This is a genomic window from Streptomyces sp. GL_141 (assembly GCF_057834385.1).
Window position 1 is genome coordinate 927,209 of sequence record NZ_CM174402.1, and the last position, 26,229, is coordinate 953,437.

Genomic DNA, 26,229 nt, shown 5'->3' on the forward strand with positions numbered 1-26,229 from the left:
TGACTCCGCATGATCCGTACGAAACCGGGGCCGGCCGGCCCCGACGGACCGGGCAGGCCCGGCCGGTACGCGCTCGGCGCCGTCAGCGGACTGCTCGCCGCCTTCGCCGGGCTCGCCGTGGCCCAGCTCGCCGCGGCGGGCGTCCGGCCCGAGGCCGTCCCGTTCACCGCCGTCGGCGGGGCCGTGGTCGACGCCACCCCGGCCGCCGTCAAGGAGTGGGCGATCCGCCGGTTCGGCACCGCCGACAAGCTGGTCCTGACCCTGGGCACCGGCGCCCTGCTGGCCGCCGTGGCGATCGTGGCCGGGCTGCTCGCCGTACGCCGCCCCCGCCGCTCCACGGCGGGCATCGCCCTCGCGGCCGCCTTCGGCGTGCTCGGCGCGGCGGCCGCGCTCAGCCGACCGGAGGCCTCCTGGCAGGACGCACTGCCTTCACTGGCGGGCGGGTTCACGGCCGCCGGAGTGCTGTACCTGCTGGTCAGAGCCCTCCCGCGGCCCCGTCCGCGGCCCTCCGGGGCCGGTCCGCCCGGAGCCGGTCCGCCCGGCGCCATGGACCGGCGCCGTTTCGGCCGCCTCGCCGTCGCCACCCTGGCCCTGTCGGCCGGAGCCGGGTACGCCGGGCGGCGGCTCGGCGCCTTCGGGGACGCGGGGGCCACGGCCTCGCGGGCCGCGCTCGTCCTTCCCCGGGCCGCAGCGCCCGCCCCGCCCGTACCGGCCGGGTCGGAGCTGCGGATCCCCGGGGTCACCCCGTTCATCACCCCCAACCGGGCGTTCTACCGGGTGGACACCGCGCTGGTCGTCCCGCGCGTGGACGCGGACACCTGGCGGCTGCACGTGCACGGGGACGGGGTCTCCAGGCCCCTCACCCTCGGGCTGCGGGAGCTGCTCGCCCGGCCCCTGGTCGAGCACGACGTCACCCTCACCTGCGTGTCGAACGAGGTCGGCGGCCCGTACGCGGGCACGGCCCGCTGGCTGGGCGTACGCCTCGCCGACCTGCTCCGCGAGGCGGGCGTGCGACCGCCTTCGCAGGGCGGCCGCGCCGACCAGCTCGTGGCGCGCTCGGTGGACGGGATGACGATCGGCACCCCCGTCGAGGCCGTGATGGACGGCCGGGAGGCGCTGCTGGCCGTGGGCATGAATGGCGAGCCGCTCCCCTTCCGGCACGGTTTCCCCGTCCGGATGATCGTGCCGGGCCTGTACGGGTACGTCTCCGCCTGCAAGTGGCTGCGCGAGCTGCGGCTCACCACCTTCGCCGCCTACGACGCGTACTGGGTGCGCCGTTCCTGGGCGCAGCAGGCCCCGGTCAAGACCCAGTCGCGCATCGACGTCCCGCGCCCCTTCGCCGCGGTCGCGGCGGGCCGGGTGGCGGTCGCCGGGGTGGCCTGGGCGCAGCACCGGGGCATCGAACGGGTCGAGGTACGGGTGGACGCGGGCCCGTGGCGGGAGGCCCGGCTCGGGGCGGCGGACGGCGACGACACCTGGCGCCAGTGGGTATGGCTCTGGGAGGCGGCCCCCGGCGGCCACACCCTGGAGGTCCGCGCCACGGACCGCACCGGCGCCGTACAGCCGGCGAAACGCACCGGCACCCTCCCCGACGGAGCCACGGGCCGGCACACGGTAACGGTCCGCGTCCGGGGCTAGCCAGCGCCTCAGCAAGCGGCGGGCGGGCCCTCCGACGGGCAGATCATGGTGGCCGGGCCGGCCAGGGCGCGGGCCTCGTGGAGGAGGCCGGGCGGGGTGGCGGGGCTGAGGGTCCACACGAGGGCGCCGCCGCCACCCGACGGCTCCGGGACGGCCGCGAAGCGGTCCCGCAGGTCGGCCTCGGCGGTCTCCGGGCACGGGAGGTGGAGCGTCTCGTAGCGCACCGGGGCCGTGTCCACCGGGAGGATCCCGATCCGGCGGCGGTCACCGCCGGGGCCCGGTTCGGGGCCCCGGTCAGGGGCGGGGTCCGGGTCGGCGGCGGCGGGGCCTTCGATCAGCAGCTCGGTGAAACCGCGGCCGCCCGCCTCTCCCGGTCCGCGGGCGTGCGTGTTGCCCGGGTAGGCGGCGAAGGCGCCGGCGCCGGGGACCAGGCGGTGGTGGACGTGGCCCAGCGCCCAGTAGTCGTACCCGGCGCGGGCCAGCGTCCGCGGGTCGGCCGGTGCGCAGATCCGGCGGCTCCAGGCCCCGTGCAGGCTGGTGTGCAGCAGCCCTATGTTGACGGCGCCGGGGGTCGCGGACGGGAAGCCGGCCGCGAGGTCGCGGCGCTCGTCGGGCTCCGCCACGGACTGGCCGTGGACGGTGACGCCGAGGTCGGGCCAGGTCACCGACTCGGGGGCGTCCGCGCCGAGCCAGCGCACCGAGGGCGGGAGGTGCAGTTTCTGCGGCAGCGGGGTCTCGGCGTCGTGGTTGCCCGAGACCACCACCGTGCGCAGGCCCGCTTCGTGGAAGGCGCCGAGCGCGTCCTGGCAGGCGGCCAGCGCCCGGGCGTCGCAGTGGCGGCGGTCGAAGACGTCCCCGGCGATGAGCACCGCGTCGTAGCCGCCCTCGACGATGCGGCGCACGGCCGCGCGCAGGGCCTCGTACGGGGCTTCGCGCCCGTCTATCGCGGGCGCCCCGGGGTAGTCCGCCAGCCCGCGCAGGGCGGAGCCTATGTGCAGGTCGGCCAAGTGGGCCACGCGTATCGGCGCGGCCGCGGAGGTGTTCACCGGCCGAGGATGAGGTCGGTCTTGAAGGCGTCCCGCTCCAGCAGCCAGCCCTCGGCGCGGAGCTTGCCCATCAGGTCGGAGCGCAGTTCGACCGCGTCCCGCAGGGTGCGCCCCTTGGCGGTGATCTCGGTGAACCAGGCCAGCTCGCCGGAGGCGGTCCGCAGCCGGCTGACTTGCGTCTCCATCGCGTGATCGAGCATCCGGCCAGGATAGTTGGCCTGTCTTACGGGACCGTGGAGTCGGGATGAAGCGGTGACCGACTCCGCCCAACCGGCAGGTTTCGCGGCCCACTTGGCGAGCTTTCCGGGGAGGCGGTCCAGGACCAGGGCGCGGGAGGCGTCCAGCCCCGGGAGTTCGCCGGGTGCGAGGCCCGGGACCGGCCGGCACTTCTTGTTGGTGAAGTCGAGGGTGGCGCGGGTGTGGCTGAGGTTGACCTGGACGGAGTAATTGCCGTCATCCGCACAGAAGTTGTGCACGGAGGCCTGGTCCATCACGCGCCGCACCGCGGCCGGGTCCGTGCCGTCGCCCTCGATGTCGAAGCGGGCCTTGTAGGCGAGGCGGATCCGGTTCTCGTCGTCGTGGCGCCGGATGCGGACGATCCAGCCCTGCCCGTTCAGGCTGCGCCCGGCGTCGTCCATGTACTGGGCGACCTCGAAGCGGCCGGGCGCGCCGAGGGACAGCGCGGCGGCCGCGGCGGCCGTGGGCAGGCCGTCGGCGCCGAGCACCCGGTCCGGGTCGACCAGCAGTTTGACCTGGTAGCCCGCGCGCGCCGGAGCGACCGGCGACATCCTGGTGCGCACCCCGGGACGAATCCGGCGGCTCGCCGTTTTCTGCGCCTTCTGTACTTTCTGCGGTTTACGCATATCCCCGTCGATCATGCCTCATATGGCACCAGCCCGCCCGAAAGCCCCGGAACCGTGCAGGTGAACAGGCGGTGAATCTACCCCAGGACCAAGGTCCTGACCTGTGAGGTCTCACGACCCCCCGGCTCGGGATCTTCGCCGCACGTTCACGCCGGATAAAGATCGTAGATTGTGAATGCATTCACAAGATCCCGGCAACGGACAAAGGTGCACGTCATGGCCACTCTGCTCACCCCTTCCCGCAAGACCACCACCCCCGGCCCCGCCGCCGGCGCCCCCGGGGGTGAGAGCGGCGGTGAGAGCGGCACCACACTCGCCCTGCCGGCCCGCGTCGCCCTCGCCGCCCTCCGCGTCCTGGTCGCCTGGACCTTCATCTGGCCCTTCCTGGACAAGCTGTTCGGGCTCGGCTTCAGCACCCCGTCGGCCAAGTCCGTCATCAACGGCGGCTCGCCGACCGAAGGGTTCCTGCTGCACGGGACGAAGGGCCCCTTCGCGCACACCTTCGACTCGGTAGCCGGCGCCGGCTGGCTTGACCTGATCTTCATGACGGGCCTGCTCGGCATCGGTCTGGCGTTCCTGCTCGGCATCGGCACGCGGATCGCCGCCGCGTCCTGCGCGATGATGATGGGCTTCATGTGGCTCGTCACGATGCTGCCCGCGACCAACCCCCTCACCGACGACCACTGGATCCTCGCGGTGGCCGGAGCCGTGGTGGCCACGACCGCCGCGGGCAACCACTTCGGGCTCGGCCGGGCCTGGCGCCGGACCGCACTGGTCCGCCGGTACCGCTTCCTCATCTGACACCGAGGCCGACACCGGCCCCCCACCCGGAACCACCGGGTCCGACACGATGCGCGCCGCCCGCTCCCCCGGGCGGTGCGCATCGCAGTATTGGCGTAATGTCCGGAATTCTCCATCATTCCGTCGTACGTCAGGAGCCGGCGCAGTGGAGCTGACCAGTACGTCGTTCCTCGTCACGCTGATCGTCGTCACCGCACTCGCGATGCTCGCCGCGCTGCTCCTGTGGAACCGGATCCCCGGCCCCGGCTGGGTCCGCTGGCCGGCCCGGCTGCTGATGATCGGCCTGTGCCAGCTCACCGCCATCTGCGTGGTGGCCACCTGGATCAACGGGAGCTACGGCCTCTACTCCTCGTGGGACGACCTGCTGGGCACCGAAGCCGGGCAGAACGACTCCGCGATGACCGGGCCGCCGCTCGGGCGGGCCAAGTTCACCCTCGGCGGCGACGGCACCCGCACCACGTACTTCCGCGGCTCCCACTCGAAGCTCGCCGGCCAGGTGATCGTCTGGACTCCCCCGGAGTACGACGCACCGGGCGCGGAGAAGACCCGGTTCCCGGTGCTGATGCTGCTGCACGGCTATCCGGGCTCGCCCCGCTCCTGGCTCGACATCGGCGACATGCCCGGCGCGCTGGAGCAGCTCGTCCAGCTCGGCGCGGCGCACCCCTTCATCCTGGTGATCCCCGACCTGTACCCCGGAGGCGTGAACACCGACTGCACGGACACCCCGCGGCGGAAGGTGGCGAGTTGGCTCGCGCAGGACGTGCCGGACCTGGTCGCCAAGAACTTCCGCACGCTCCCCGAGCCCAAGGGCTGGGGGCTGATGGGCATCTCCACCGGGGCCTTCTGCGCGGCCAAGCTTCCGCTCCAGTACCCGAAGGCGTTCCGGGCCGGCGCGGCCCTGGACCCGGATCCGCTGACCGGCGACCCGGACGTGCTGTCCGATCCGGTGCTGCGCGAGCGCAACAGCCCGATGTGGCTGGTCCAGCAGGCGAAGCACGACAAGAACACGGACGTCGGGCTGTTCCTCGCCACCTCCGCGCAGGACAAGGACAGCCCTCCGCAGCAGCTGACCGACTTCGCCGAGGCCGCTCAGAACTCCGGGGTCCGGGTCAAGACCCTGGTCCGCCCTCAGGGCGGGCACAACTTCCAGACCTGGATCGCCATGTACCCCGACGCGCTGGGGTGGCTGAGTACGGAGATCTCACCGCCGTCGGATGCCCCGTAGCCGGACCGGCAGCGACTCGACGCTGTTGCCTATGAAGCTGCGCTGGTGCGGGAGTTCGGCCTCGGGAACGGCCAGGTCCAGGTCCGGGAAGCGGGTGAAGAGGGCTTCCAGGGCGATGGTGGCTTCCAGCCGGGCGAGCGGGGCTCCGACGCAGTAGTGGGCGCCGTGTCCGAAGGACAGGTTGCGGGCGGCGGTGGCGCGGGTCAGGTCGAAGCGGTCGGCGTCCGGGCCGTGGAAGGCCTCGTCGCGGCCGGCCGCCGTGTAGCCGGCGAGGACCGGGGTGCCCCGCGGGATCACGGTCCCGTCGATGGTCAGATCGCGGGTCGGGTAGCGGAACGGGAACCAGCTGATCGGGCCGTCGAAGCGCAGGGTCTCGTCGACCACGTCCGACCACGTGGCCTTCCCGTCCAGGACCAGCGCGAGCTGGTCGCGGTGGGTGCACAGGGCGCGTACGGCATTGCTGATCAGGTTGAGCGTGGTCTCGTGGCCCGCGACCAGCATCAGCCGCATGGTGCCGGTGAGTTCGGCTTCGCTGAGCCGGTCGCCGTCGCCGTCCCGGGCGGCTATCAGCGCGCTCGTCAGGTCCTCGCCCGGATCGGCCCGGCGGGCGGCGGCGATGGCGGCGATCAGCTCGATGAGCTCGCGGACGGCGGCCATGACCTCGGCCGGGGTGGTGTCGGTGGCGATGACGGCGGTGTGGGTCAGCTCGTGCAGCCGCCCCCGGTGTTCGGGGTCCACGCCGAGGAGTTCGCAGATCACGCTCATCGGGAGCGGGAGCGCGACGTACGTGCGCAGGTCCGCCACCCCGTCCGGGGAGGCCTCCGCGGCGCGTTCCAGGTCGGCCAGCAGCCCGGCCGTCAGTTCCTCGATGCGGGGGCGCAGCCGCTCCACCTGCCGGACGGTGAAGGCGTTGCCCACCAGGGAGCGCAGCCGGCGGTGGTCGGCGTCGTCGGCGGTGTGCATGCCCTGGGCGTTGGCGAAGACGCGCAGCGGCCAGTCCGCGGGGATGCTGCCGTCGTGCAGGGCCGGGAAGTGCCGGGCGGCCTTGGCCACATCGGGGTGGGCGAGGAACTCCTTCAGCGCCTCGTGACCGAGGACGACCGCGCCGGGAACGCCGCCGGGAAGCACCACCTCGGCCACGGCGCCCCGGGCGCGCAGCCGGGCGTTGAGGGCGTGCGGGCAGCCACCCGCGGGGTCGATGACGTGCGGGGACGCGGCCGCGGACGGGAGCGGGGACGGGGGCGGGGGCGGGGGCGGGGGCGGGGGCGGGGGCGGGGACGGGGGCGGGGGCGGGAGCGGGGGCGTCGGATCGGATGCCTGCGCGGGGTCGGTGGACAAGCCTGTCTCCTGACAATACGAACGGATCTCCGCCAACAGTGCGGCCTCGGGGGGCGGTTGTTCAAGGCCGTACCCGCCCCGTCTCACGCTTCCGCAGGCGCGCCGCTCGGCCCCTGCCGCGCGCGGACGTCGTAGGGTCGCAGTCATGGCGCAGGCGGAGCGGACTCTCGAAGGCAAGGTGGCCCTGGTGGCCGGGGCGACCCGCGGCGCGGGCAGGGGCATCGCGGTCGCGCTGGGGGCCGAGGGTGCGACGGTGTACGTGAGCGGGCGCAGTACGCGCGGCAGACGCTCGGAGTACGACCGGCCCGAGACGATCGAGGAGACGGCGGAGCTGGTCACGGCGGCGGGCGGCCGGGGAGTCGCGGTGGTAGCAGACCACTTGGTGCCCGAACAGGTCGAGGCCCTGGTCGGGCGGATCGACGCCGAGCAGGGCCGGCTCGATGTGCTGGTGAACGACATCTGGGGCGGCGAGCGGCTCTTCGAGTGGGAGAGCACGGTCTGGGAACACGACCTGGACAAGGGGCTGCGGCTGCTCCGGCTGGCCGTGGAGACCCATGCGGTGACCAGCCACTACGCGCTCCCGCTGCTGCTGCGCGAGCCGGGCGGGCTGGTGGTGGAGATGACGGACGGCACGGCGGAGTACAACGCGAGCCGCTACCGGGTCTCCTTCTTCTACGACATCGCCAAGTCGGCAGTGCTGCGCATGGCGTTCGCACTCGGACACGAGGTGGGGCCGCGCGGAGCGACGGCGGTGGCCCTGACCCCGGGCTGGCTCCGGTCGGAGATGATGCTGGACAACTTCGGTGTCACCGAGGCGAATTGGCGCGACGCGCTGAAGACGGTCCCGCACTTCGGCATTTCGGAGACCCCGCTCTACGTCGGCCGCGCGGTCGCCGCCCTGGCCGCCGACCCGGAACTGTCCCGCTGGAACGGGCAGTCGCTCTCCAGCGGGCAGCTCGCCCGGGTCTACGGCTTCACGGACGTGGACGGCAGCAGGCCGGACGCCTGGCGGTACATGGTCGAGGTACAGGACCCGGACCTCCCCGCGGACCCCACCGGCTACCGGTAGGGCGCGCGTTTCGCATCAGGCCCGGTCAGCCCCGCTCCAGCAGCCGGGCGATCCCGTCCAGGACGCAGCGCAGACCGAAGTCCCACACGGTCTCGGGGCTGTACCCGCCGACCGTGCTGCCGACCCTCCCGGCGAGGGGGTAGCGCTCGGGATCCATGGCCCGTTCCAGCAGCGGGGCGCTGAGCTCCCACCACTCCTGGTCGCTCTGGCGGGCGTTGTGCGCGGCGGTGTCGGCGGCGGCCAGGGCCTGCGCGTGGACGAAGCCGAGGAGGTGGGTCAGGGCGGCGTCCATCTCCACGTCGGTGAGGCCGATGCCCTCGAAGGCCGCGAGCTCGCACTCGTACTTGCCGATCACCCCGGGGCCCAGCGGGGGCCGGGTGACGGACAGTTCGCCCATCCACGGGTGGCGCAGGTACAGCGCACGGTTGTCCTCGGCGACGCGGGCGACCTTCTCCCGCCAAGCCCCTTCCGGGCCCGGCGCGCCGCGCTCCATGGCCAGGTAGGCGGCGTCCAGCATCAGGTCGAGCAGCTCGGCCTTGCCGGGGACGTAGGTGTAGAGGGTCATGGGGGTGACCCCCAGCCGCTGGGCCAGTGCCCGCATCGTCAGCGCGGCCAGCCCGGACCCGCCCTCGCGCCCCGCCTCGTCGGCGAGCGCGATCGCGCCGTCGACGACGGCATCGACGGTCAGCCCCTGCCGGGGGCCGCGCCGCCCGCTGGGCGCCCCCTGCCCCGGCTCGCGCCACAGCAGCTCCAACGTGCGGACGGGGTCGCCCGCGCCGCTCCGGTCCGTGGTCACTCCCGGCCCCTCACCGCCGCCTTCCGGCGGCCTCGTCATTTAATCTTCTACGCCGTATAGAATACTGTGTATAATGAAACTCCGAGCCAGGATACCAGGAGGACCCATGCGGATCACCGACACCGCCGTCTGCCTCACCGTCGAGGACACCACCACCTCCTCCGACTTCCTGACCAGGCATTTCGGCTTCAAGGAAGCGATGGCCGCCGACGGCTTCGCCTCCCTCTCCCACCCCGACGGCCCGAACGTGATCTTCGTACGGCGCGGCCTGGAGGTGCTCCCCGAGGACCTCCGCGAACAGCACGCCGCCGGAGTGCTCCTCGCGTTCACCGTGGCCGACCTGCCCGCCGAGTACGAGCGTCTGCGCTCCGAGGGCGTCCCGATCGTCATGGAGCCCCGCGTCGAGCCCTGGGGCGAGCGGGTGTTCCTGGTGGCCGACCCCAATGGCGTGATCATCGAACTGGTCGACTGGGTGGAGCCCCCGACCGACCCGACCGCCGACACCACCACCGCCACCGCCTAGGACAGGAGCACGCTCCCGTGACCCTGCCCCGCGGGTGGGTTCACCCCTCGGCGATGCCGGGGTCGTCCCCGGTGAGTGGGGCGAAGAAGCGGGCGACGTCCTGGTCGGTGACCTCGCCGAGGGTGGCCGGGGACCAGCGTGGGCTGCGGTCCTTGTCTACGACCTGCGCCCGGATGCCCTCCACCAGGTCGGGGGAGGTCAGGGCATTGCAGGAGACGCGGAACTCCTGTTCCAGCACCGGCTCCAGCGCGCCGAGCGCGGCGGCGCGGCGTACGGCCTCCAGGGTCACCTTGAGGGCGGTCGGGGACTTGGCGAGGATCGTCTCGGCGGCCTGCTTGGCCTCCGGGTCCCCGTAGCCGAGCAGCCGGTCCACGATCTCCTCGACGGTGCCGGCGGCGTAGCAGTGGTCGATCCAGCCCCGCGCCTCGGCCAGCGCCGCCGGCCCGGGCTCGGCGGCGTACCGGCCCAGCACCTCCCGGGCCGGGGCCGCGGCGAGCTCGGCGGTCAGCGCCGGCAGCCGGTCGGCGGGTACGAAGTGGTCGGCGAGCCCGCACAGCAGCGCGTCGGCGGCGCCCACCGCGGTGCCGGTGAGGGCGAGATGGATACCGAGCAGGCCGGGGGCGCGGGCCAGCAGGTGGGTGCCGCCGACGTCCGGGACGAAGCCGATGCCGGTTTCGGGCATGGCGACGCGGGAACGCTCGGTGACCACGCGGACGCTGCCGTGGGCGGACACGCCGACCCCGCCGCCCATCACGATGCCGTCCATGAGGGCGACGTAGGGCTTGGGATAGCGGGCGATGTGCGCGTTGAGGCGGTACTCGTCGCGCCAGAAGGCGGCCGAAGCCCGCGTCCCTGCCTTCGCGTCGTCGTGGATGGCCCGGATGTCCCCGCCGGCGCACAGCCCCCGGTCTCCCGCGCCGCGGATGAGCACCTGTTCCACGCCCGGATCCCGCTCCCAGCCGGCCAGGGCCCCGGCGATGCGGAGCACCATGGGGTGGGTGAGGGCGTTGAGGGCCCTGGGGCGGTTGAGGGTGATCACCCCGGTGCGGCCTTCGACGGCGCACAGGACGGTGGCGGGCGTGTCGGGGGTGTCGGCCATGGCTGCGGTGTCGGCTTCGCTCTTCACGCCGTCCAGTATGGACGGCGCGTAGTCTGGTCCGTTATGGGAAAGATCATCCTGATGTCGCAGGTCTCCCTCGACGGCTACTACGAGGGTCCGGAGCGGCAGCTCGACTGGGGCCGTGTCGACGAAGAGCTGCACCAGCACATGAACGACGAAGTCCGGTCGGTCGACGGCATGCTGATGGGCCGGGTCACCTACGAGCAGATGGACGCCTACTGGTCCACCGCCGGCGCCGGGCCGGCCGCGACCGCGGTGGAGAGGGACTTCGCGGGCATCTGGCGCTCGGCGCGGAAGTACGTGTACTCGCGCACCCTGGCCGCCGAGCAGGCCGACCCGAAGGCCGCCGTGCTGCGGGAGGTCGTACCGGAGGAGGTCGCGGCCCTCAAGGCCGCCCCGGGCGGTGACCTGACCCTGAGCGGGGCGGACCTCGCCGCCGCGTTCCTGCGCCACGGCCTGGTGGACGAGTACCGGATCTACGTGCACCCCGTACGCATCGGCCGCGGCCACCCCCTCTTCCCGCCCTCCGACGGCCTGGTCCCGCTGCGGCTGGAGGAGACCCGCACGTTCGGCACCGGGGTGGTGCTGCTGCGCTACACCCCCGCCTAGGGCCTGTCGTCAGAACCCGTCGGGGCGGACAGCGAGGCGAGGTAGCCGGACAGGGCCGCCGCCGTGCCGGACAGCGGGAAGCGGGCGCCGAGGTATCCGTCCGGGCGTACGAGGAAGCCGGTCGGGCCGTCGGCGCCGTACAGCCGGGCGAACTCCCCTGCGGCGTCCCGGTATCCGGGGACGGGGAGGCCGGCGGACGCGTCGGGTGCGGCCTCGCGGGCGAGGACGGCCACGGTGCGCGGGCCGGCGGCATCGCGCCCGCCGCCCCCCTCCGCGCCGTCCCCGCCGCCCCCCTCCGCGCCGTCCCCGACGCCCTCCGCCAGCGCCGGGCCCGCGGCCCGGGCCTGCTCGGCGGCCTCGGCCAGGGCCGCGCCGTCGTCCCCGTACAGGAGCACCACATGGCCGGCCCGGCCGCGCAGGACGTCGAGCAGCCGTAACGGGTAGGCGGCGAGGGGCAGGGTCAACCCGCTGCAGTCCGGGGCCCGTTCACCGGACTGCGGTGCGTCCGCCGGGCCGAAGCCACTGCCCGCGAGCGGTCCGCCGGGGTAGCCGACGAGCAGTTGGGCCTCGCGGAGCAGCACGGTCCGCAGATCGTCCGGTTCGCTGTCGATGCCCCGGGTCGCGTGCCGCACGGTCCGGCCGACGACCTCCTCGCCCACGGGGCGGCGCTCGGCGTCGTAGCTCGCGAGCAGGGCGGGGCCGCCCGCTCCCCGGAGGGCGAGTGCCAGCTTCCAGGCCAGGTTGCAGGCGTCCTGGATCCCGGTGTTCATGCCCTGGGCGCCGGTGGGCGGGTGGATGTGGGCGGCGTCGCCCGCGACGAAGACGCGGCCGTCGCCGTAGCGGTCGACGATGCGGTGGTTGATGCGGAACACGGAGGACCAGCGCATGCCCGAGACCTCGGCCGGGGAAGGGGCGAGGCGGTCGACGACGGCCTGGATGTGGGAGAGCTCGGGGACCCGGCCCCCCTCCAGCCCGTGCCGCACGCCGTCGCCCGCTCCGGGGCCCCCTGCCGAGCCCCCCGCCGGTCCGCCGGCCGGCTGTGCGGAGAGTTCGGGCGGGACCAGCATCGACATGCGGTAGCGGCCCCGGCCGGGGAGCGGGATGCACACCAGCACGTCGTCGGTGGCCCCGTCGGCGCCCTGGTGCATGGACCGCAGGCCGTACCCGTCGGGCAGGTCCCAGTCGCTCACGACGTCGGCCAGCATGTACTCCTCGGCGAACGCCCCGCCCTCGTAGGAGAGTCCCAGACCCTTGCGCACGGTGCTGTGGGCTCCGTCGCAGCCGATGAGGTAGCGGGTGCGCAGCTCCTCCTCCCCGCCGGACGCGGTGCGCAGGAAGCTGGTGACGCCACCCGCGGGCCCGCCCCCGTCCCCGTCGTCCTGGGTGAACGACAGCAGCTCGGTGCCGCGTTCGATGGCGGTGCCCAGCGCCGCGAGGTGTTCTTCGAGGATCCGCTCGGTCTCGTACTGCGGCAACGCGGCGAAGCGGTACGGCACTTCAGGCGGCAGCATGAGCTCGATCCGGGCCTGCTCGGTGCCGTTGACGTAGATCAGCTGACCGCGCAGGGGCACGGCGGCCTCCAAGACGGTGCGGGCCAGGCCCACCCGGTCCCAGATCTCCAGCGTGCGCGGCTGGATGCCGACCGCCTTCGCGTACGGCAGACGGGCCGGCAGCCGGTCGACGAGGCGGCAGCTCGCGCCGTGCCGGCGCAGTTCCGCGGCCGCGCTGAGGCCGACCGGACCGGCGCCCACGATCAGTACGTCGGTCGTCGGGGAGTGCGCCATGGGTTCCTCCCGGTCGCCCGGCCCCGAACCGGTCTCTTCCCTCCATGCTGACCCGGTGCGGCGCGCACGGCCAGACGAACCGGTCAGCCTTTGGCGTGCGTGCCCGGGGTGTGCCCGAAGGCACGCCGGAACACGTCGATGAACGCGCTCGCCGAAGACCAGCCGCAGCGGTGCGCGACCGCGGTCACGGGCGTGTCCACCGCCAGCAGCCGCAGCGCGTGGTGCAGGCGCAGCTGGGTCCGCCACTGGGGGAAGGTCATGCCCAGCTCGGCGCGGAAGAGCCGGCTCAGGGTCCGCTCCCCCGCCCCGGCCCCGGCCTGTACGGAGAGTTCCGCCAGTCCGCGCGGATCGGCGGGATCGGCGTGCAGCAGCGCGCACACCGCGGCCAGCCGGGGATCGGAGGGCGCGGGCAGGTGCAGCGGTTGCAGCGGCGAGGCCCGCAGCTGGTCGAGCAGCACCGCCAGCATCCTGCGCCGCTCGGCGCTGCCCTCCTGCGGGGCCCGGGTGTAGGCCAGGATCAGCTCGCGCAGCAGGGGGCCGACGGCGAGCACGGCGGGGGCGGTGAGCGAGAGCGGGTTGAGGTGCGTGGGCAGGCCCACGCAGTGCAGGTCGACGCGGCCGAAGGCCCGGTGCTCGTGCACGGTCCCGGCGGGGATCCACAGGGCGCGGGTGGTCGGCGCCACCCAGGTACCGGCGTCGGTGGTGACGGACAGCACCCCGGAACCGGCGTAGCAGATCTGGTGGTCGTCGTGGCGGTGCGGATCGATGCCGTGGTGGGTGTCGAGCTCGCGGACGCTCGTGGCTGCGCGCGGGGTGTGGCGGATTTTCTGCATCACCCGGCAATTTATCGGAAGCGGGACGCCCCCGGCGCGAGCGATTCTCGACCGGTGACCTCCCTGAGACCGCCCCAGACCTCTGCTCCTGCTTCTGCTTCCGATCCTGCCTCTGCCTCTACTTCTGCCTCTACTTCTGCCTCCGCTTCCGCCCCCGCGCCCGGCCCGGCCCGGCTCCGTACGGCCGCCTTCTCCGCGGGCCACTCCTGCGTGGACGTCTACCAGGGCGCCGTCGCCGCGCTCGTGCCCTTCCTCGTCTCCGAGCGCTCGTACGGCTACGCCGCCGCCTCCGGCATCGTGCTGGCGGCCTCGCTGCTCTCCTCCGCGGTCCAGCCGCTGTTCGGTGCGCTCACCGACCGGTGGCCGATGCCCTGGCTGATCCCGCTGGCCACGGCCGCCGCGGGGCTGGGCGTAGCCCTGGTCGGACTCGACGCGGGGTACGCGGCCACCCTCGCCGCCGTCGCCCTGTCCGGGCTGGGCGTCGCCGCGTACCACCCGGCGGCGGCCCGGCTGGTCCGTACGGCGGGAGGCCCCGGGCACGGCGCGATGAGCTGGTTCGCGCTCGGCGGCAACATCGGCTTCGCGTGCGCCCCGCTGCTGGTGGTCGGCGCGCTGGCGCTGCCGGGCCCGGCGGGGTGGTGGCTGCTGGCCGCCCCGGCAGCGCTGGGCGTGTTCCTCAACAGGCCGCCGTCCGCGAAGCGTTCGGCCGCGGACCGGGCGGCCGCGATCCCGGCTCCGGCCCCGGCCCCGGCCCGGCGCCCCCGCGACGACCGGCGGGCCTTCCTGCGGCTCTCCCTGGTGGTCGTCGTGCGCTCGGTCGTCTTCACCGGCCTGAGCACCTTCATCGCGCTGTACGTCCGCGAGCGCGGCGGCGGCGAAACCGCCGGCGCCGTCGCCCTGTTCGCCCTCTTCGCCGGGAGCGTCGGCGGCACCCTCCTCGGCGGCCGGCTGGCCGCCCGCTGGGGCCGCGTCACCACCGTCCGCCGCGCCTACGCGGCCGTGGTGCCGGCCGTCGCGGGCATCCTCTTCCTGCCGCTGCCGCTGGTGTACGTCTGCTCGGCGCTGGCCGCCACCGCGCTGTACGTGCCGTTCTCCCTCCAGGTCACCCTGGGCCAGGACTACCTGCCGACCCGCATGGGCACGGCGAGCGGGGTCACCCTGGGCCTGACCGTCAGCGTCGGCGGTCTCGCGAGCCCCCTGATCGGCGCGGCGGCCGACGCGGCCTCCCTGCGGACGGCCCTGCTCCCGATGGCCGCGCTCCCCCTGCTGGCCTGGGCGCTGGCCCGGCGGCTGCCGGAGCCCGCGGAGCCGGAGCTCACTGCGGCCCGGGGGTGACGGCCGCCTCCCGGGGGCTGGAGCGGTGAACCCGCCAGGCGGCCAGGGCCTGCGGGCGGGTGCCATCGGGGTGGCGGGCGTGCCAGTCCCTGAGGAACCGGTTCAGTTCGAACTGGGCCCCGATCTCCTGGGGTTGCGCCGCTCGCTCCCGGGTGGCGTGCCAGTGGGCGACCGCCTCGGCGAGGGTGTGTCCCGCGCCCTGGGCGACGTAATCCCGCATGAAGGCGTCGAAGTGGAAGCCGGGCCCGATCTCCCGGAGGAAGTACTCCCGCAGCACCTGGCTGCACCGCTGCCCCGGCGGGATCACGCTGGCACCGCCCACGGGCGCGGCCAGCTGCCGACCCGCACCGCGGGCGGGCCGGCCGGAGGCCGGGGACGGTGCCGGCGCCGGGAGCCCGTCCAGGGCGGCGGCGATCCGGGCTGTGACCGCCGCCTTCCCGCCGGAGGTGGGAAGGCCCATCCGGCGCGCCAGCGCGGTGAGTTCGGCCAGCGTCCAGTACCAGCGGACCAGCTCCGCCCCGCTCAGCCCGGGACCGGGAGCGGGCCGCTCTTCACCTTCATTCGTACGCATGTTCCCATCCTAGACGCCTCGCCGCCCGCGCCCGCCCGCCCACGGTCAACGGGCCCCGGCGCTACGGCGTTCGCGGCCGCGCAGGACGTCGAGGGCGAAGAACCTCGTGACCGCCCCGCCCAGCCCGTCGGGGCCGGTGAACCCGCGGCGGGCCATCTCGACCTCCGGCGAGGTGCCGCGCCCCTGCCAGTGGCGCAGGAAGAGCTTGGCGCACATCGGCGGCGGCGGGACCACCAGCCTGGGCCTGGTCTCCTCCGCGGCCTCGTCGGCCCGGACGACGAGAGCGCACCACTCCTCCCAGTGCTCGGATTCCCGCAGCCGCGCCAGGACCGCCGGCCGCCAGTCCACCGACTGCCATACGGGCCACACCCGCACCATGAGCAGCCGGATCCGGTCGGCGACCGGGAGCCCGTCCCGTTCCCCTTCCGTGAACCAGCGGGCGAGGGAGTCCGGCAGCGGCGACCGGCCGTCGAGCCCGAGCTTGGCCCGTGCGTACGCTTCGAGCGTCATGCCCCGGGCGCCGGCGAGCTCCTCCAGCAGACCGGTCAGCACGTCCTCGTGGAGCACGGGGTAGCCCTCGTCGAACAGCCGGGCGGCGTCCAGTACGTCGAGGTCCGACATCCACCGGCCGGGAACGTGCTCCCTCCTGGTCCGGCGGACCAGCGACTGCGTCCGGCTGATACCTGTGAAGGGCACCTCGGGCGCGATCGGACCGGGGGGCACGGCGCCCCGGCTCGCGATCGCGCGCAGCGCCGCCATCGCGTCGAGCCGTTTGAGGTCCCAGACGCCCGAGGCGATCATCTCCTCCAGCGTTCCCAGGGACTCGTGGTCCTCGTCGTCCAGCGCCCGCTCGATGTCCTTCCAGCCGCGGTGGGTGAAGGGCAGCGCCGCGGCCGCGGCCACGATCCGCCGCCCGGCGTCGGGCGCGATCAGGTCGGTCTCGGCGCCCTCCTTGCAGCCGTAGCGGAGGTTCACCAGGGCCACGGTCTGCGCCGGGTACCCCATCTCGGCCGGGCCGTGCAGGACCCCCACCTCGTCGTCCCCGTCGATCTCGCCGGAGGCGTACATGGTGAAGACGGTGCCGAGTCCCCGCATGCCGCACGGGGCGAGTTCCGCGGCCCGCAGCGCGCCCATGCTCGCGGCGCCGATCACCTCCGCCCCCTCGGTGAGCACCTGGAGGATCTCCTTGTGGCCGACGGAGCGCCGCTCCCGGAAATAGCCGTCGACGACCACGAGCACGTCGCCCGGGTGCCACTGGTCGGCGAGGAGGTCGCCCCGGCCCGCGGGCGGGCGGACCTGCGCCTGCGGGAGCACCGCGTGGACGTCGGCGGCGGAGAGGGTCGGCCCCGCGTAGACGATCACCCTGGGCCCGCTCGCGCCGGACCCACTCGTGCCGGACCCGTTCACGCTAGCCCCATTCACGCCGGCCCCATTCACGCTGGCCCCACTCACTACAGCACCTCCGGGCATACGCGGCTCCCCGGAGCCACGACCTTGACGACCGGGACCCCGATCTCCTCGCGCGTCAGGTCGACGAGGAGGGGCGGATGGGAGAAGGCGGCGGCCGCCCGGCGCACCACGTGGGCGAGGGCGCCGGCCAGACTGTCGTGCGGGACGGGAGCCTCCACGAGGCCCTTGATGTCGGCGGCCGCCGGGCCGGACCGCGCGCTCCGCAGCCGGCCGGCGTCCACCTGCCCGAAGTCGTCCCGGAGGTCGTCCCGGGCCCCCGAGATGTAGGCGAGCCGGGCCTGGGCCGCTTCGGAGACGGCGCGGGTGAGCGCGATCTCCGGGCTGAGGTGGCAGCCGAAGCCGAACATCGGCGCCGGGTACTCCTCGCTCGCCACCCAGGACAGGAAGCACGGCAGCCCGGTGGGCGACGGGACGAGGCGGACCTCCAGGGTGACGTCGGCCCGTTCGATCAGCGTGCACAGTTCGTCGGCCACCGGCGACCCGAGGGAGCGCGGGTCGACCCGTACGCCCATCTCCCCGCCCCCGGTGACCGCGGCGGTCATCGCGTCGCGCTCGATGACCTCGCAGAGCGCGTGCAGAGCGGCTTCGATCCGGGTGTTTCCGCTGGCCAGGCCGTTCGTCGATTCGAAGAACACCGGCGGGTTCCAGTCGGTGTGCTCCTCCAGCGTCAGCCGGACGACGTTCACGGGGACGAGGGTGCGCGCTCCGTCGACCAGGGATCTGGCGGCCACCCAGTCCAGCGGCAGCCCGTCGTGCAGCAGACTCGGCACGGACGGCGCCAACGCGCCGACCTCGTAGCCCAGTTGCGTACGGAGCTTGCGGGGGGTGGCGGTCAGCGCGGGCAGGGCCGGCTGTTCCACGTGCCAGGTCTCGACCGATTCCATCACCGCCGAGAGCCTGGCCAGTTCGGGTGTCATCCCCTTGCCCTGGGAGACGGCGAGCGTTCGGGAGAGCGGCCGGATCGCCTGGAAGGTCGGGATGCCGATGGAGTCCAGCCGGGTGATGTCGGCGACCCGGGTGACGCCCACCTTGGCGGCCGCCCGGGTCGCCATCTCCCAGGTGGCCTTGGGCGGTTGGGCCCGGTCCGTGCCCGGGAGGCGGTGCACGGAGCGGTCGTGCGGCGTGGCCAGCCAGGCCAGGGGCGCATCGCCGGCCTGATCGGTGCCGCCGGCCTGCACGGTGTCGTCGGTCTGCACGGTGGCGAGCTCCTGCGGGTCAGAGGTTCCGGGTGCGCCGCAACAGCGCCCGGCCGGCGACGTAGTTGGCGACGATCGCGACGACGGCGAGCACCACCAGGGAGGGCCAGGCCCTGCCCAGGCCGAAGATCGCGGCGTCGCGCATCCCAGTGACGGCGTACGACACCGGGTTCACCGTCGAGATCCACCGCAGCACGGTGGGGAGCTGCTGCGAGGTGGACAGCGACGGCGCGGCGAAGACGAGGACGGGCACCGACACGCTGGTGAGGACCATGAAGGTGCGGTAGTCGCTGATCAGGACGGCCGCGGCGAGGTACAGCCCGTTGAACGCCACCGACGAGAGCACCAGCGCCAGCAGCAGCCAGATCCAGTGGGAGGCGTGGAACGGGTAGTCGAAGATGATCGCGGCGACGGCCAGGGCCAGCAGGCTCTGGGCCAGTACGAGCGAGACCCCTGCCAGCAGCTTGCCGGCCAGGAAGCGCGACCGGCGCAGCGGCCAGCTCCAGAGCTGGGTCGACACCCCGCTCATCTCCTCCTGGAACATCGCCATGCCCGTCGTCCCGGAGGCGCTGACCACCGACATGGCGAGCACCATGGGGAGGAGGAAGACGGCGAAGGGGAGGGTTTCGCCGCGGTAGGTGATGTTCCCGACGACGTTGCCCAGCGAGGTGTTCACCAGGAGCAGGTACACGAGCATGGGGGTCAGGCCGAGGATGAGGTTGACCCTGTTGCGGGCGAGGAGCGCGTACTCGCGGTAGAACACGGCGGTGAAGTCCGCCGGCTTGCCCGACGCGACCGGTGCGGTGGTCTTGAATCCCAGGTCGGCCACGGTGTCAGTCCTCGTTCCCGGTCATGCGCAGGAAGACCTGCTCCAGCGAGTCGGTGACGGTGGAGATTCCGGAGATGGCGACTCCGGAGTCGTGGCAGTGCCGGGACAGTTGTGGCAGCACGTCCCGGACCTGCGCGTTCTCGATGCGCACCTCGGCGTCCTGGGCCGTCGCGGCCAGTCCGGCCGCGGCCGCCCACTCCTTGACGACCTTGGCGCCGACCGCGTCGTCGACGCTGACCAGCAGGTGCGCCCCGCCGAACTCCCTGACCAGCTCGCTCGGTTGGGCGAAGCGGACCACCTTGCCCTGGTTGATGACCAGGACCCGCTGGGCGTTGCGCTCCAGCTCCTGGATGATGTGGCTGGTCCAGATCACGGTCATGCCGTACTCCTCGCGGAGCCACCGGACGAACCGCTCGATCTGGTGCCGGCCGGCCACGTCCAGCCCGGCCGAGGGCTCGTCGAGGATGAGGAGTTCGGGGATGCTCAGCAGGGCCCGTACGAGCTGCAGCCGCTGACGCTGTCCGCCGGACAGCTGGAAGACGAGCCGGGACAGGTGGTCCGCCAGGCCGAGGTACTCGGCCACCTCCATCGCCCAGGGGCGGGTGGTGCGCCAGGACAGGCCCTTGAAGCGGGTGGCGATCAGCAGGTTGTCCAGGGCCGAGAGCATCTCGTCGTAGGGGGCGGACTGGTGCATCGCGCCGATGCCGGTCTTGGCGGCGACCGGATCGCGGGCCGGGTCCACGCCGAACACCCGGATCCGCCCGGTGGTGGGAGGGGTGACGCCGCAGATCATCTTCATCAGGGTGGTCTTTCCGGCACCGTTGGGTCCCAGCAGCCCGATGGTCTCGCCTTTGGCGATGTCGAATGAAATACGGTCGACTGCCGGCGTCTCTTTCCCGCGATAACGCTTGGTCAGTTCCTCGGCGTTCACCACACCATTCGCCACGGTCCGCCCTCCACAATGTGATCGATGTTCCTCTTGGCGTTTCTCCGGTCGGCGTCTATTCGGCATGGCCGATCGACTTGCTGCGGCTGGACGTTACGCCCGCGGGACGACACGGGAGCGGCCCCCGCCCAAGCTGCCGGGGAACTGCCTCCGTTCTGCCGCCTCCCGCACGGCGCCGTTGGCTAGCATTCGCAGCATGAGCCGTTCAGGACAGACGGAAGACCGTGACGGCCAATCCGTTGTGGTTCTGGTGAATTGCGCGGGCGGCCGTGAATTGGAGGTCGTTCGCGATGCTTTGACGGGGCCTCTGGAAACTCCGGCGATACTGATCCGGCAGGACGAGCTCATGTCGACGCCCCTGGCTCTGGACGTGGACACCGGTCTGCTGGACGTCTCCGGGCGCCGGGTCCGACCGGCCGTGGTGTGGGTGCGGCACGGTTCGTCCTGCGCGCTGATGGCGCAGGCGAGGCCCGCCGGTTCGATGAATCCGCTCCGGGCCGAGTCCTGGTCCGGGTTCCTCCGGCAGGTGGCGGCCACGGCGGACGCCGCACTGCCCGGCGGCACCGTCGTCGGGCCGGGCCAGCTGGCACGGGCGCGCGGGCTGGGCGTGCGGACGCCCCGTACGGTCGTCACCAATGACGTGCCGGCGGGGGCGCGCGCGGTGGGGGCGCCGACCCTCCTGGTCAAGACTCCGGACTTCCGGCTGTTCGAACCGGACCGGGGCAACTGGAAGGCCTGCCTGCCCTCGGTCATGGGCCGGGAGGCGGTGGAACAGGGGCCCGGACCGGCGGCCCCGGGCGTCGCGGGAGAGCGCCCGGTCGTGGTCCAGGAGTACGTGGAGCACGCGCGCGAGCTGCGCGTCTATCACCTCGACGGCGGGATCTGCGCCTTCGAGGTCCGCAAGCCCGATCCGTCGAGCCCGATGACGGATCCCGACAGCGTCACCGTGACGCGCGTCGACTGCCCGCCCCGCGCGGCCGAGGCGGTACGCACCCTGTGCACCGCCTGGAACCTGCGCTACGGGGCGTTCGACCTGCTCGTGACCGACACCGGGGAGGCGGTGTTCCTGGAGGCCAACCCGGACGGGGACTGGCTCTGGTTCGAACGCAAGGCGCGCTGGCACGGCGTCTCGTTCATGGCCGCCGTCATGGTCCGCGAGTTGTTCGTCCGCAGTACGTCGTGAGGAGAGCGTCGTGAGGAGAGCGTCGTGAGGGGTGCGTCGTGAGGAGCTCTCGCCGGTGACGGCGATACGGGGTGCCGAGATCTCCAGCCGGGGCCTGGTGCTCGTGGCCCTGGTGGCGCGGGGCCATACGACCGACCGCGTGGCCCGCGCGCTGCGCCTGAGCAGGCACACGGTGGGCGAGGAGATCAGTGTCCTGCTCGACCGGTTCAACTGCAGGAACAGGGCCGAGCTGGTGGCCTACTGCTATGTCCACCGGCTCCTGCCGATCGATGTCTGGCCGCCGCCGTGCGGCCCCGTGAAAGGGGTGGGTGACGTGTTCGACCCTCTGATCGCTCTGCGCGAGGCCGGGCTTCCGGTCGACCAGTTGAGCACCGCACAGCGCGAGGTGCTGGCGAGCCTGACCGAGGAGGAGGCGTCCGTCCTCGTAGCGGTGCAACTGCGGCTGGCCGAGGCGGATGCCGATGCCGAGGTGTGGGCGCACGACCTGAAGCTGCTCTGAGCCCTCATGAGCCGGAGACTGGTGGTCGTCCTCTTCCTCGATCTGGTCGGGTGGACCCGGCTCGCCGAGCGCGTGGACCCGGAGCCGCTCCAGCAGCTGCTCGACGAGTACTACGAGATCTGCTCGGCCGCGGTGGAGGAACACGGCGGGGTCGTCGAGAAGTTCATCGGCGACGCCGTCATGGCGGTCTTCGGAGCCGACACCTCCCAGGAGGACGACGCCCCGCGGGCGCTGCGCGCGGCCCTGCGGATCCGCGCGGAGGTCCGTGACCTGCGCACGCCCGCCACCGATGCCGCTCCGGTCGAGGTCCATTGCGGGATCGCGGCCGGCGAGGCACTGGTGACGCGCTCGGCCCGGGCCGGCATCCGGGTCGTCGGCGACGTGGTCAACCTCGCCGCACGCCTCCAGTCCCTGGCGGTCGCCGGGGAGATCATCGTGAACGAGACCGTGGCGCACCTGGCCCGTCCGCACTACACGATGGTCCCGGTGCCCCCGGTGGCCCTGAAGGGCAAGGCCGAGCCGGTGCCCGTGCTGCTGGTCACCGGTGAGGCGGCCGCCGACGGGGCCGGCGAGGACTCCCTGATGGTGGACCGCGGCGCCGAACGCCACCGGCTGCGCCGGGCCTACCACCGGGTGGCCCGGGAGCGGCGCGCGGAACTGGTGACGGTGCTCGGGCCACCCGGCATCGGCAAGACCCGCCTGGTCCGGGAGGCCGTGGACGACCTCGTCGCGGCCGGGGCGAGGCCCGTCGCGGTGTTCGGCAACTGCCAGTCCTACGGAACGACCGGGAACTACGGGGCGCTCGTCGAAATGCTGGACGCGCTGGCCCGGCGGGCACCGTCCTGCGCGGAGCTGCTGCGGACGGACGCGCGGATCGCCGGAGTGCTCGCGGCGCTGCGCGACGCCTCCCTCCCCCGGCGGGCCGGTGCGGTCCCGGGCCCGGGCGTGGAGGAGGTGTCGTGGGCGACCCGCGAGCTGCTCGCCGCCGCGGCCCGCGGCCCGCTCGTCGTGGTGTGGGACAACCTCGCGTGTGCCGGGCAGTCGCTCCTGCGGCTCATCGATGAGCTGATGGACGGTCTGCGGGACCTCCCGCTCCTCATGGTCTGCGTGTCCAGAGCCGAGCTCGCGGGAGGCGAGGGGCCCTGGTCGCGGGAGGCGGACCTGATCGAGGTCGGGGCGCTGGTCCCGGCCGACAGTGCGCGGCTGGCGGTCTCGCTGGCCGCGCGCGGGAGCGGCGACGAGGTGGAACTGCACGGGCTCGACCTGGCCGGACAGGTGGACCGGGTCGCCCTGTACAGCGCGGGCAACCCGCTGTACATCCGGCTGATGATGGACTGGCTGCGGAACGGCCGGACCGTCGACGAGGTGCCGCCGAGCATCACGGCCATGGTGGGGGCGATGATCGACCGGCTGCCCGCGCCGGGCCGGCGGCTGCTGGGCGCGGCTTCGGTGATCGGCCCCTCGTTCACGTTGGAACAGCTCGCGCTGCTGGGCGAGCCGGCTCCGGAGGCGGCGGTGGCGGAGCTGGCCGGCCTGCGGCTGTTCCGGGCCACGGAGGAAGCGGGGGGCTACCGCTTCGTCCAGCAGCCGGTGCACGAAGTGGCGTACGGCAGGCTGGAGAAGGAGCAGCGCGTCTCCTGGCACCGGCGGCTGGCCGAGCACGGTTTCAGTCCCGGCTTCCACCTCGAAGCCGCCACCCGGCTCCTGGGAGGGCTGCGCCCGGACGACGCGGAGCTGCCGGAACTGGCGCGGCAGGCGGCCGGGGCCCTGCTCGGCGAGGGCACCGTGGCGCTGCGGCAGCGGGACGTGCCGACGGCGATCGGACTGCTCGGACGGGCGGTCGTACTGGCGCGGGGCGGGCCGGACCGGTGCCGGTCGGTCGCCGCCGTCCGGCTGAGCGACGCCCTGATGCTGTCCGGGGACACCCGGGGTGCGCTGGAGGTGGTGGAGGAGGGTGAGTGGCCGGCCGCCGCGTCCGGTCCGGCCCCCGGCCTGGTGCGGGTGCAGCGGCACCTGCTGGCGGCCCGGCTCGGGAAGGTCGCGGCGGCCGACGTGGAGGGGCTGCGGGCCGCGCTCGACGGCGAGGAGCCCGACCTGCCCGCCCGGTGCCGGTTCGAGCAGCTGCTGATGCTGATCCACCTGGACCACGGCCGGTTCGGGGCGGCCGAGGAGGCGGCCTGCGCCGCGCTCGACCACGCCCGGGCCGGCGGCGACGCGTACGAGGAGGACCGCCTGCTGGTGGCCCTGTGCGAGATCCGGCAGTGGTCGCCGAGCCCGATGGCGCAGAAGCTCGCGGGCTGCGCGGAGCTCCTGGAGCGGTTCGCCGCCGACCGGTTCCTGGCCCTGCCCGCGCTGGCCGCCCGCGCGCGCTGCCTGGCGCTGACCGGGGACCGGAGCGGTGCGCGCTCGGCGCTGACCGAGGCCGAGTCCGTCGTCCTGCAGCTCCGGCTGACCATGGGGCGGGTCCTGGTCGATCAGGTGGCCGCGCTGGCCGCCTCGCTGGACGGGGAGCACGCGGAGGCCGAGCGGCGCTACTGCCGCGCGGCGGACGCTCTCGAGCGGGCCGGCTACGTACCGGTGGCGCTGACCATGCGGGTGCAGGCGGCCCGCGAGTGCGCCCGCCGGGACCGGACGCAGGAGGCGGCCCGGCGGATCGCGGAGCTGCTCGGGCGGCGCGAGGAGATGGACGTCCGGGGGCGGATCCTGTGCCTGTCGGCCGCCGTACTGGGCGCTGCGGCCGAGGGCCGCGCGGAGCCGGTGCGTGCCGAGGTGCTGCGGCTGCTCCGGAACCTCGACGACCCGTGCCTGCGGGGCGAGGTCTGCTTCGACCTGGCCCGGGCCCACCGGTACCTGGGCGAGGGGGCCGAGGCGCGGGCGATGGGCGGGCTGGCCGCCGACAGCTACGCGGCCGTCGGCGCGGTGAAACCGCTGGGGGCGGTACGCGCATGGATGTGAACGGCGCGCCCTGGCGGCGCGAGCGGCGGCCGCACGCGTCGGGGATGCCCGCGTGGAGCATGCCGGCCGGCGGGGATCCCGGCGAGCCCCTGCCGACGGCCCTGTTCGAGGGGATCGGCCCCCGCTGGGCGTGGGAGGGCGCCAGCGGCGAGGGCGTACGGGTCTGCGTGCTCGACAGCGGTGTCCAGGCGGCGCATCCGCTGGTCGGCACGGTCGAGCGGGCCTGGCAGGTGGTGAGCGCCGAGGGCCGGGCTCCGCGCGTGGAGGAGTGCGAGCCGTTCGACAGCGCCGGGCACGGGACCGCCTGCGCGGGGATCATCCGCTCCATCGCGCCCCGGGTGTCGCTCAGTTCGCTCAAGGTGCTCGGCGACGGCAGGGCCGGCAGCGCCTCCGCGCTGATCGCCGGGCTCGCCTTCGCGATCGAGGAGGGGTTCGACGTCGTCAGCATGAGCCTGTCGACGACCCGGGTCGAATTCCGCGACCGGCTGGGCGAGTTGTGCGACCGCGCCTACTTCCGCCGGACCGCGGTGGTGGCGGCCGCGCACAACCTGCCCATCGAGAGCTTCCCCTGGAACTTCGCCTCGGTGATCTCCGTCGCCAGCCATGCCGAGCCCGACGGCATGCGCTTCTACTACAACGCCGCTCCCCCGGTCGAGTTCCGCGCCCGGGGGGTGCGCGTCCCGGTGGCGAGCCTGGGCGGCGGCACGGTCCGCAACACCGGCAACAGCTTCGCGGCGCCGCACATGGCCGGGATCGCGGCGCTCGTCCTGAGCAAGCACCCGTGGCTCACGCCGTTCCAGCTCAAGAGCGTCCTGTACCACTGCGCCGCGAACGTATCGGCCGACAACGCGGCGATCCACGAGACATCGGTCCAAGGAGAAGGAGGCGGAGAAGAATGAAACCCTGGCCACACGATCTGATGGCCACCGAACGTCAGCTCCTGCAGTCTGTCGTCACGGTGGCCCGGTACATCTACGGGGCCGCCGCGTCCTCGGTGTTCATGGTGAGCCCCGACACCGGTGAGCTGATCTTCGCGGCGGTGGCGGGCGAGGGCGAACAGGGCCTGGTGGGCAGGCGGTTCGAGCCCGGTACCGGCATCGCCGGCTGGGTGGCGGCCAGCGGGCAGCCGCTGATCACGGACGACGTGGACGCGACCGACCGGTTCGCCCGGGACGCCGCGGCCTCCACCGGGTACGTTCCCGCGAGCATCATGGCCGCCCCGCTCATCGCGGACGGGGAGTGCATCGGCGTGATCGAGGTGCTGGACCGCCACGCCCACGACGCGAACGCCCCGGGCCGGGAGCTCGACGACATCGAGCTGCTGGGTCTGCTCGCCACACAGGCCGCCCTGAGCCTCGCGCTGCTGCGGCGCAGCGAACAGGCCGCGGACGCGTCGCCGCGCATGGGAGAGCTGGTGGCCCGGCTGTCCCAGCACGCGGTCATGGACGCGTCCGACCCCTTGGCCGTCTCGCTGCTCACCCTCTCGCTGGACCTGCTGGACCGCGGTTCGCACCCCGGTTCGAAGGTGGTCTGACGGCCGACGGAGACGGAGCGCAGACGTGCCGGGGACGCCGCGGAGACGCGTACGGAACGGGCCCCT

At 73.7% G+C, this 26,229-nt stretch carries 24 protein-coding genes; 12 read left to right on the forward strand and 12 right to left on the reverse strand.

The window, feature by feature from the left end:
* Positions 1–9: 9 nt before the first annotated feature.
* Entirely contained in the window at positions 10–1,638 is a 1,629-nt protein-coding gene (locus AC3IX6_RS04020) for a molybdopterin-dependent oxidoreductase (protein WP_489368838.1), read from the forward strand.
* 8 nt (positions 1,639–1,646) lie between these two features.
* Here the strand turns inward: AC3IX6_RS04020 and AC3IX6_RS04025 are convergent, their stop codons facing one another.
* Positions 1,647–2,684, reverse strand: coding sequence for a metallophosphoesterase family protein (locus AC3IX6_RS04025; RefSeq protein ID WP_489368839.1), 1,038 nt, complete (start codon positions 2,682–2,684; stop codon positions 1,647–1,649).
* A complete protein-coding gene (locus AC3IX6_RS04030) occupies positions 2,681–3,484 on the reverse strand; it encodes a hypothetical protein (protein ID WP_489368841.1) in 804 nt (267 codons plus the stop codon). Before AC3IX6_RS04030 ends, AC3IX6_RS04025 begins: the two co-directional genes overlap by 4 nt.
* A 279-nt stretch (positions 3,485–3,763) precedes the next feature.
* On the opposite strand from AC3IX6_RS04030, the gene AC3IX6_RS04035 reads away from it, so the two are divergent.
* Both AC3IX6_RS04035 and AC3IX6_RS04040 read left to right on the forward strand, forming a co-directional pair.
* Positions 3,764–4,348 carry a DoxX family membrane protein gene (locus AC3IX6_RS04035; protein WP_489368842.1) on the forward strand — a complete coding sequence of 195 codons (585 nt, stop codon included), beginning with the start codon at positions 3,764–3,766 and terminating at the stop codon, positions 4,346–4,348.
* A gap of 145 nt (positions 4,349–4,493) precedes the next feature.
* Positions 4,494–5,573 (forward strand): alpha/beta hydrolase, encoded by a 1,080-nt coding sequence (locus tag AC3IX6_RS04040; RefSeq protein ID WP_489368843.1) that lies wholly within the window; start codon positions 4,494–4,496, stop codon positions 5,571–5,573.
* Here AC3IX6_RS04040 and AC3IX6_RS04045 read toward each other — a convergent pair.
* On the reverse strand, positions 5,550–6,773 hold the full coding sequence (locus tag AC3IX6_RS04045) for a cytochrome P450 family protein (RefSeq protein WP_489371724.1): 1,224 nt from the start codon (positions 6,771–6,773) through the stop codon (positions 5,550–5,552). The two genes, AC3IX6_RS04040 and AC3IX6_RS04045, sit on opposite strands and share 24 nt — an antisense overlap.
* Before the next feature lie 283 nt (positions 6,774–7,056).
* On the opposite strand from AC3IX6_RS04045, the gene AC3IX6_RS04050 reads away from it, so the two are divergent.
* Positions 7,057–7,980, forward strand: coding sequence for an SDR family oxidoreductase (locus AC3IX6_RS04050; protein ID WP_489368844.1), 924 nt, complete (start codon positions 7,057–7,059; stop codon positions 7,978–7,980).
* Positions 7,981–8,005: 25 nt separating this feature from the next.
* Here AC3IX6_RS04050 and AC3IX6_RS04055 read toward each other — a convergent pair whose 3' ends face one another.
* A complete protein-coding gene (locus tag AC3IX6_RS04055; RefSeq protein ID WP_489368845.1) occupies positions 8,006–8,776 on the reverse strand; it encodes a TetR/AcrR family transcriptional regulator in 771 nt (256 codons plus the stop codon).
* Positions 8,777–8,882: 106 nt separating this feature from the next.
* On the opposite strand from AC3IX6_RS04055, the gene AC3IX6_RS04060 reads away from it, so the two are divergent.
* Positions 8,883–9,299, forward strand: a complete 417-nt coding sequence (locus tag AC3IX6_RS04060) for a VOC family protein (RefSeq protein ID WP_489368846.1) — start codon at positions 8,883–8,885, stop codon at positions 9,297–9,299.
* Positions 9,300–9,339: 40 nt separating this feature from the next.
* On the opposite strand, the gene AC3IX6_RS04065 is transcribed toward AC3IX6_RS04060, so the two are convergent.
* Positions 9,340–10,398, reverse strand: coding sequence for an enoyl-CoA hydratase/isomerase family protein (locus tag AC3IX6_RS04065; protein ID WP_489371725.1), 1,059 nt, complete (start codon positions 10,396–10,398; stop codon positions 9,340–9,342).
* Positions 10,399–10,461: 63 nt separating this feature from the next.
* On the opposite strand from AC3IX6_RS04065, the gene AC3IX6_RS04070 reads away from it, so the two are divergent.
* A complete protein-coding gene (locus AC3IX6_RS04070; RefSeq protein ID WP_489368847.1) occupies positions 10,462–11,028 on the forward strand; it encodes a dihydrofolate reductase family protein in 567 nt (188 codons plus the stop codon).
* On the opposite strand, the gene AC3IX6_RS04075 is transcribed toward AC3IX6_RS04070, so the two are convergent.
* Both AC3IX6_RS04075 and AC3IX6_RS04080 read right to left on the reverse strand, forming a co-directional pair.
* Positions 11,025–12,812 carry an FAD-dependent monooxygenase gene (locus AC3IX6_RS04075; RefSeq protein ID WP_489368848.1) on the reverse strand — a complete coding sequence of 596 codons (1,788 nt, stop codon included), beginning with the start codon at positions 12,810–12,812 and terminating at the stop codon, positions 11,025–11,027. The genes AC3IX6_RS04070 and AC3IX6_RS04075 overlap by 4 nt on opposite strands.
* A gap of 83 nt (positions 12,813–12,895) precedes the next feature.
* Positions 12,896–13,645 (reverse strand): AraC family transcriptional regulator, encoded by a 750-nt coding sequence (locus tag AC3IX6_RS04080; protein WP_489368849.1) that lies wholly within the window; start codon positions 13,643–13,645, stop codon positions 12,896–12,898.
* Positions 13,646–13,855: 210 nt separating this feature from the next.
* Between AC3IX6_RS04080 and AC3IX6_RS04085 the strand changes: the two genes are divergently transcribed.
* On the forward strand, positions 13,856–14,980 hold the full coding sequence (locus AC3IX6_RS04085; protein ID WP_489368851.1) for an MFS transporter: 1,125 nt from the start codon (positions 13,856–13,858) through the stop codon (positions 14,978–14,980).
* Here AC3IX6_RS04085 and AC3IX6_RS04090 read toward each other — a convergent pair.
* The 5 genes from AC3IX6_RS04090 to AC3IX6_RS04110 are packed head-to-tail and all read right to left on the reverse strand — an operon-like array spanning position 14,961 to position 19,992.
* Complete coding sequence (locus AC3IX6_RS04090) at positions 14,961–15,551, reverse strand: DUF6434 domain-containing protein (RefSeq protein WP_489368852.1); 591 nt, start codon at positions 15,549–15,551, stop codon at positions 14,961–14,963. The genes AC3IX6_RS04085 and AC3IX6_RS04090 overlap by 20 nt on opposite strands.
* 45 nt (positions 15,552–15,596) lie before the next feature.
* Positions 15,597–16,958: a TfuA-like protein gene (locus AC3IX6_RS04095; protein ID WP_489368853.1), complete on the reverse strand. Its 1,362-nt coding sequence runs from the start codon at positions 16,956–16,958 to the stop codon at positions 15,597–15,599.
* Between the two features lie 44 nt (positions 16,959–17,002).
* Positions 17,003–18,217 (reverse strand): YcaO-like family protein, encoded by a 1,215-nt coding sequence (locus AC3IX6_RS04100; RefSeq protein WP_489368854.1) that lies wholly within the window; start codon positions 18,215–18,217, stop codon positions 17,003–17,005.
* A 19-nt stretch (positions 18,218–18,236) separates the two neighbouring features.
* Positions 18,237–19,046 (reverse strand): ABC transporter permease, encoded by an 810-nt coding sequence (locus AC3IX6_RS04105; RefSeq protein ID WP_489368855.1) that lies wholly within the window; start codon positions 19,044–19,046, stop codon positions 18,237–18,239.
* A 4-nt stretch (positions 19,047–19,050) separates the two neighbouring features.
* The gene (locus tag AC3IX6_RS04110) at positions 19,051–19,992 is read right to left on the reverse strand and encodes an ABC transporter ATP-binding protein (RefSeq protein WP_489368856.1); all 942 of its coding nucleotides are present in this window, start codon (positions 19,990–19,992) and stop codon (positions 19,051–19,053) included.
* A gap of 346 nt (positions 19,993–20,338) precedes the next feature.
* Here AC3IX6_RS04110 and AC3IX6_RS04115 point away from each other — a divergent pair, with 346 nt between their 5' ends.
* Genes AC3IX6_RS04115 through AC3IX6_RS04135 form a run of 5 tightly spaced genes read left to right on the forward strand, consistent with a single transcriptional unit; the run spans position 20,339 to position 26,163 of the window.
* Positions 20,339–21,175, forward strand: a complete 837-nt coding sequence (locus tag AC3IX6_RS04115) for an MvdC/MvdD family ATP grasp protein (protein WP_489368857.1) — start codon at positions 20,339–20,341, stop codon at positions 21,173–21,175.
* 55 nt (positions 21,176–21,230) lie between these two features.
* The gene (locus AC3IX6_RS04120; RefSeq protein ID WP_489368859.1) at positions 21,231–21,674 is read left to right on the forward strand and encodes an aroma-sacti cluster domain-containing protein; all 444 of its coding nucleotides are present in this window, start codon (positions 21,231–21,233) and stop codon (positions 21,672–21,674) included.
* A 6-nt stretch (positions 21,675–21,680) separates the two neighbouring features.
* Complete coding sequence (locus AC3IX6_RS04125; RefSeq protein WP_489368860.1) at positions 21,681–24,629, forward strand: adenylate/guanylate cyclase domain-containing protein; 2,949 nt, start codon at positions 21,681–21,683, stop codon at positions 24,627–24,629.
* Complete coding sequence (locus AC3IX6_RS04130; protein WP_489368861.1) at positions 24,620–25,528, forward strand: S8 family serine peptidase; 909 nt, start codon at positions 24,620–24,622, stop codon at positions 25,526–25,528. The genes AC3IX6_RS04125 and AC3IX6_RS04130 overlap by 10 nt, the downstream gene beginning before the upstream one ends.
* Entirely contained in the window at positions 25,525–26,163 is a 639-nt protein-coding gene (locus tag AC3IX6_RS04135; protein WP_489368862.1) for a GAF domain-containing protein, read from the forward strand. The genes AC3IX6_RS04130 and AC3IX6_RS04135 overlap by 4 nt, the downstream gene beginning before the upstream one ends.
* Positions 26,164–26,229: the final 66 nt, after the last annotated feature.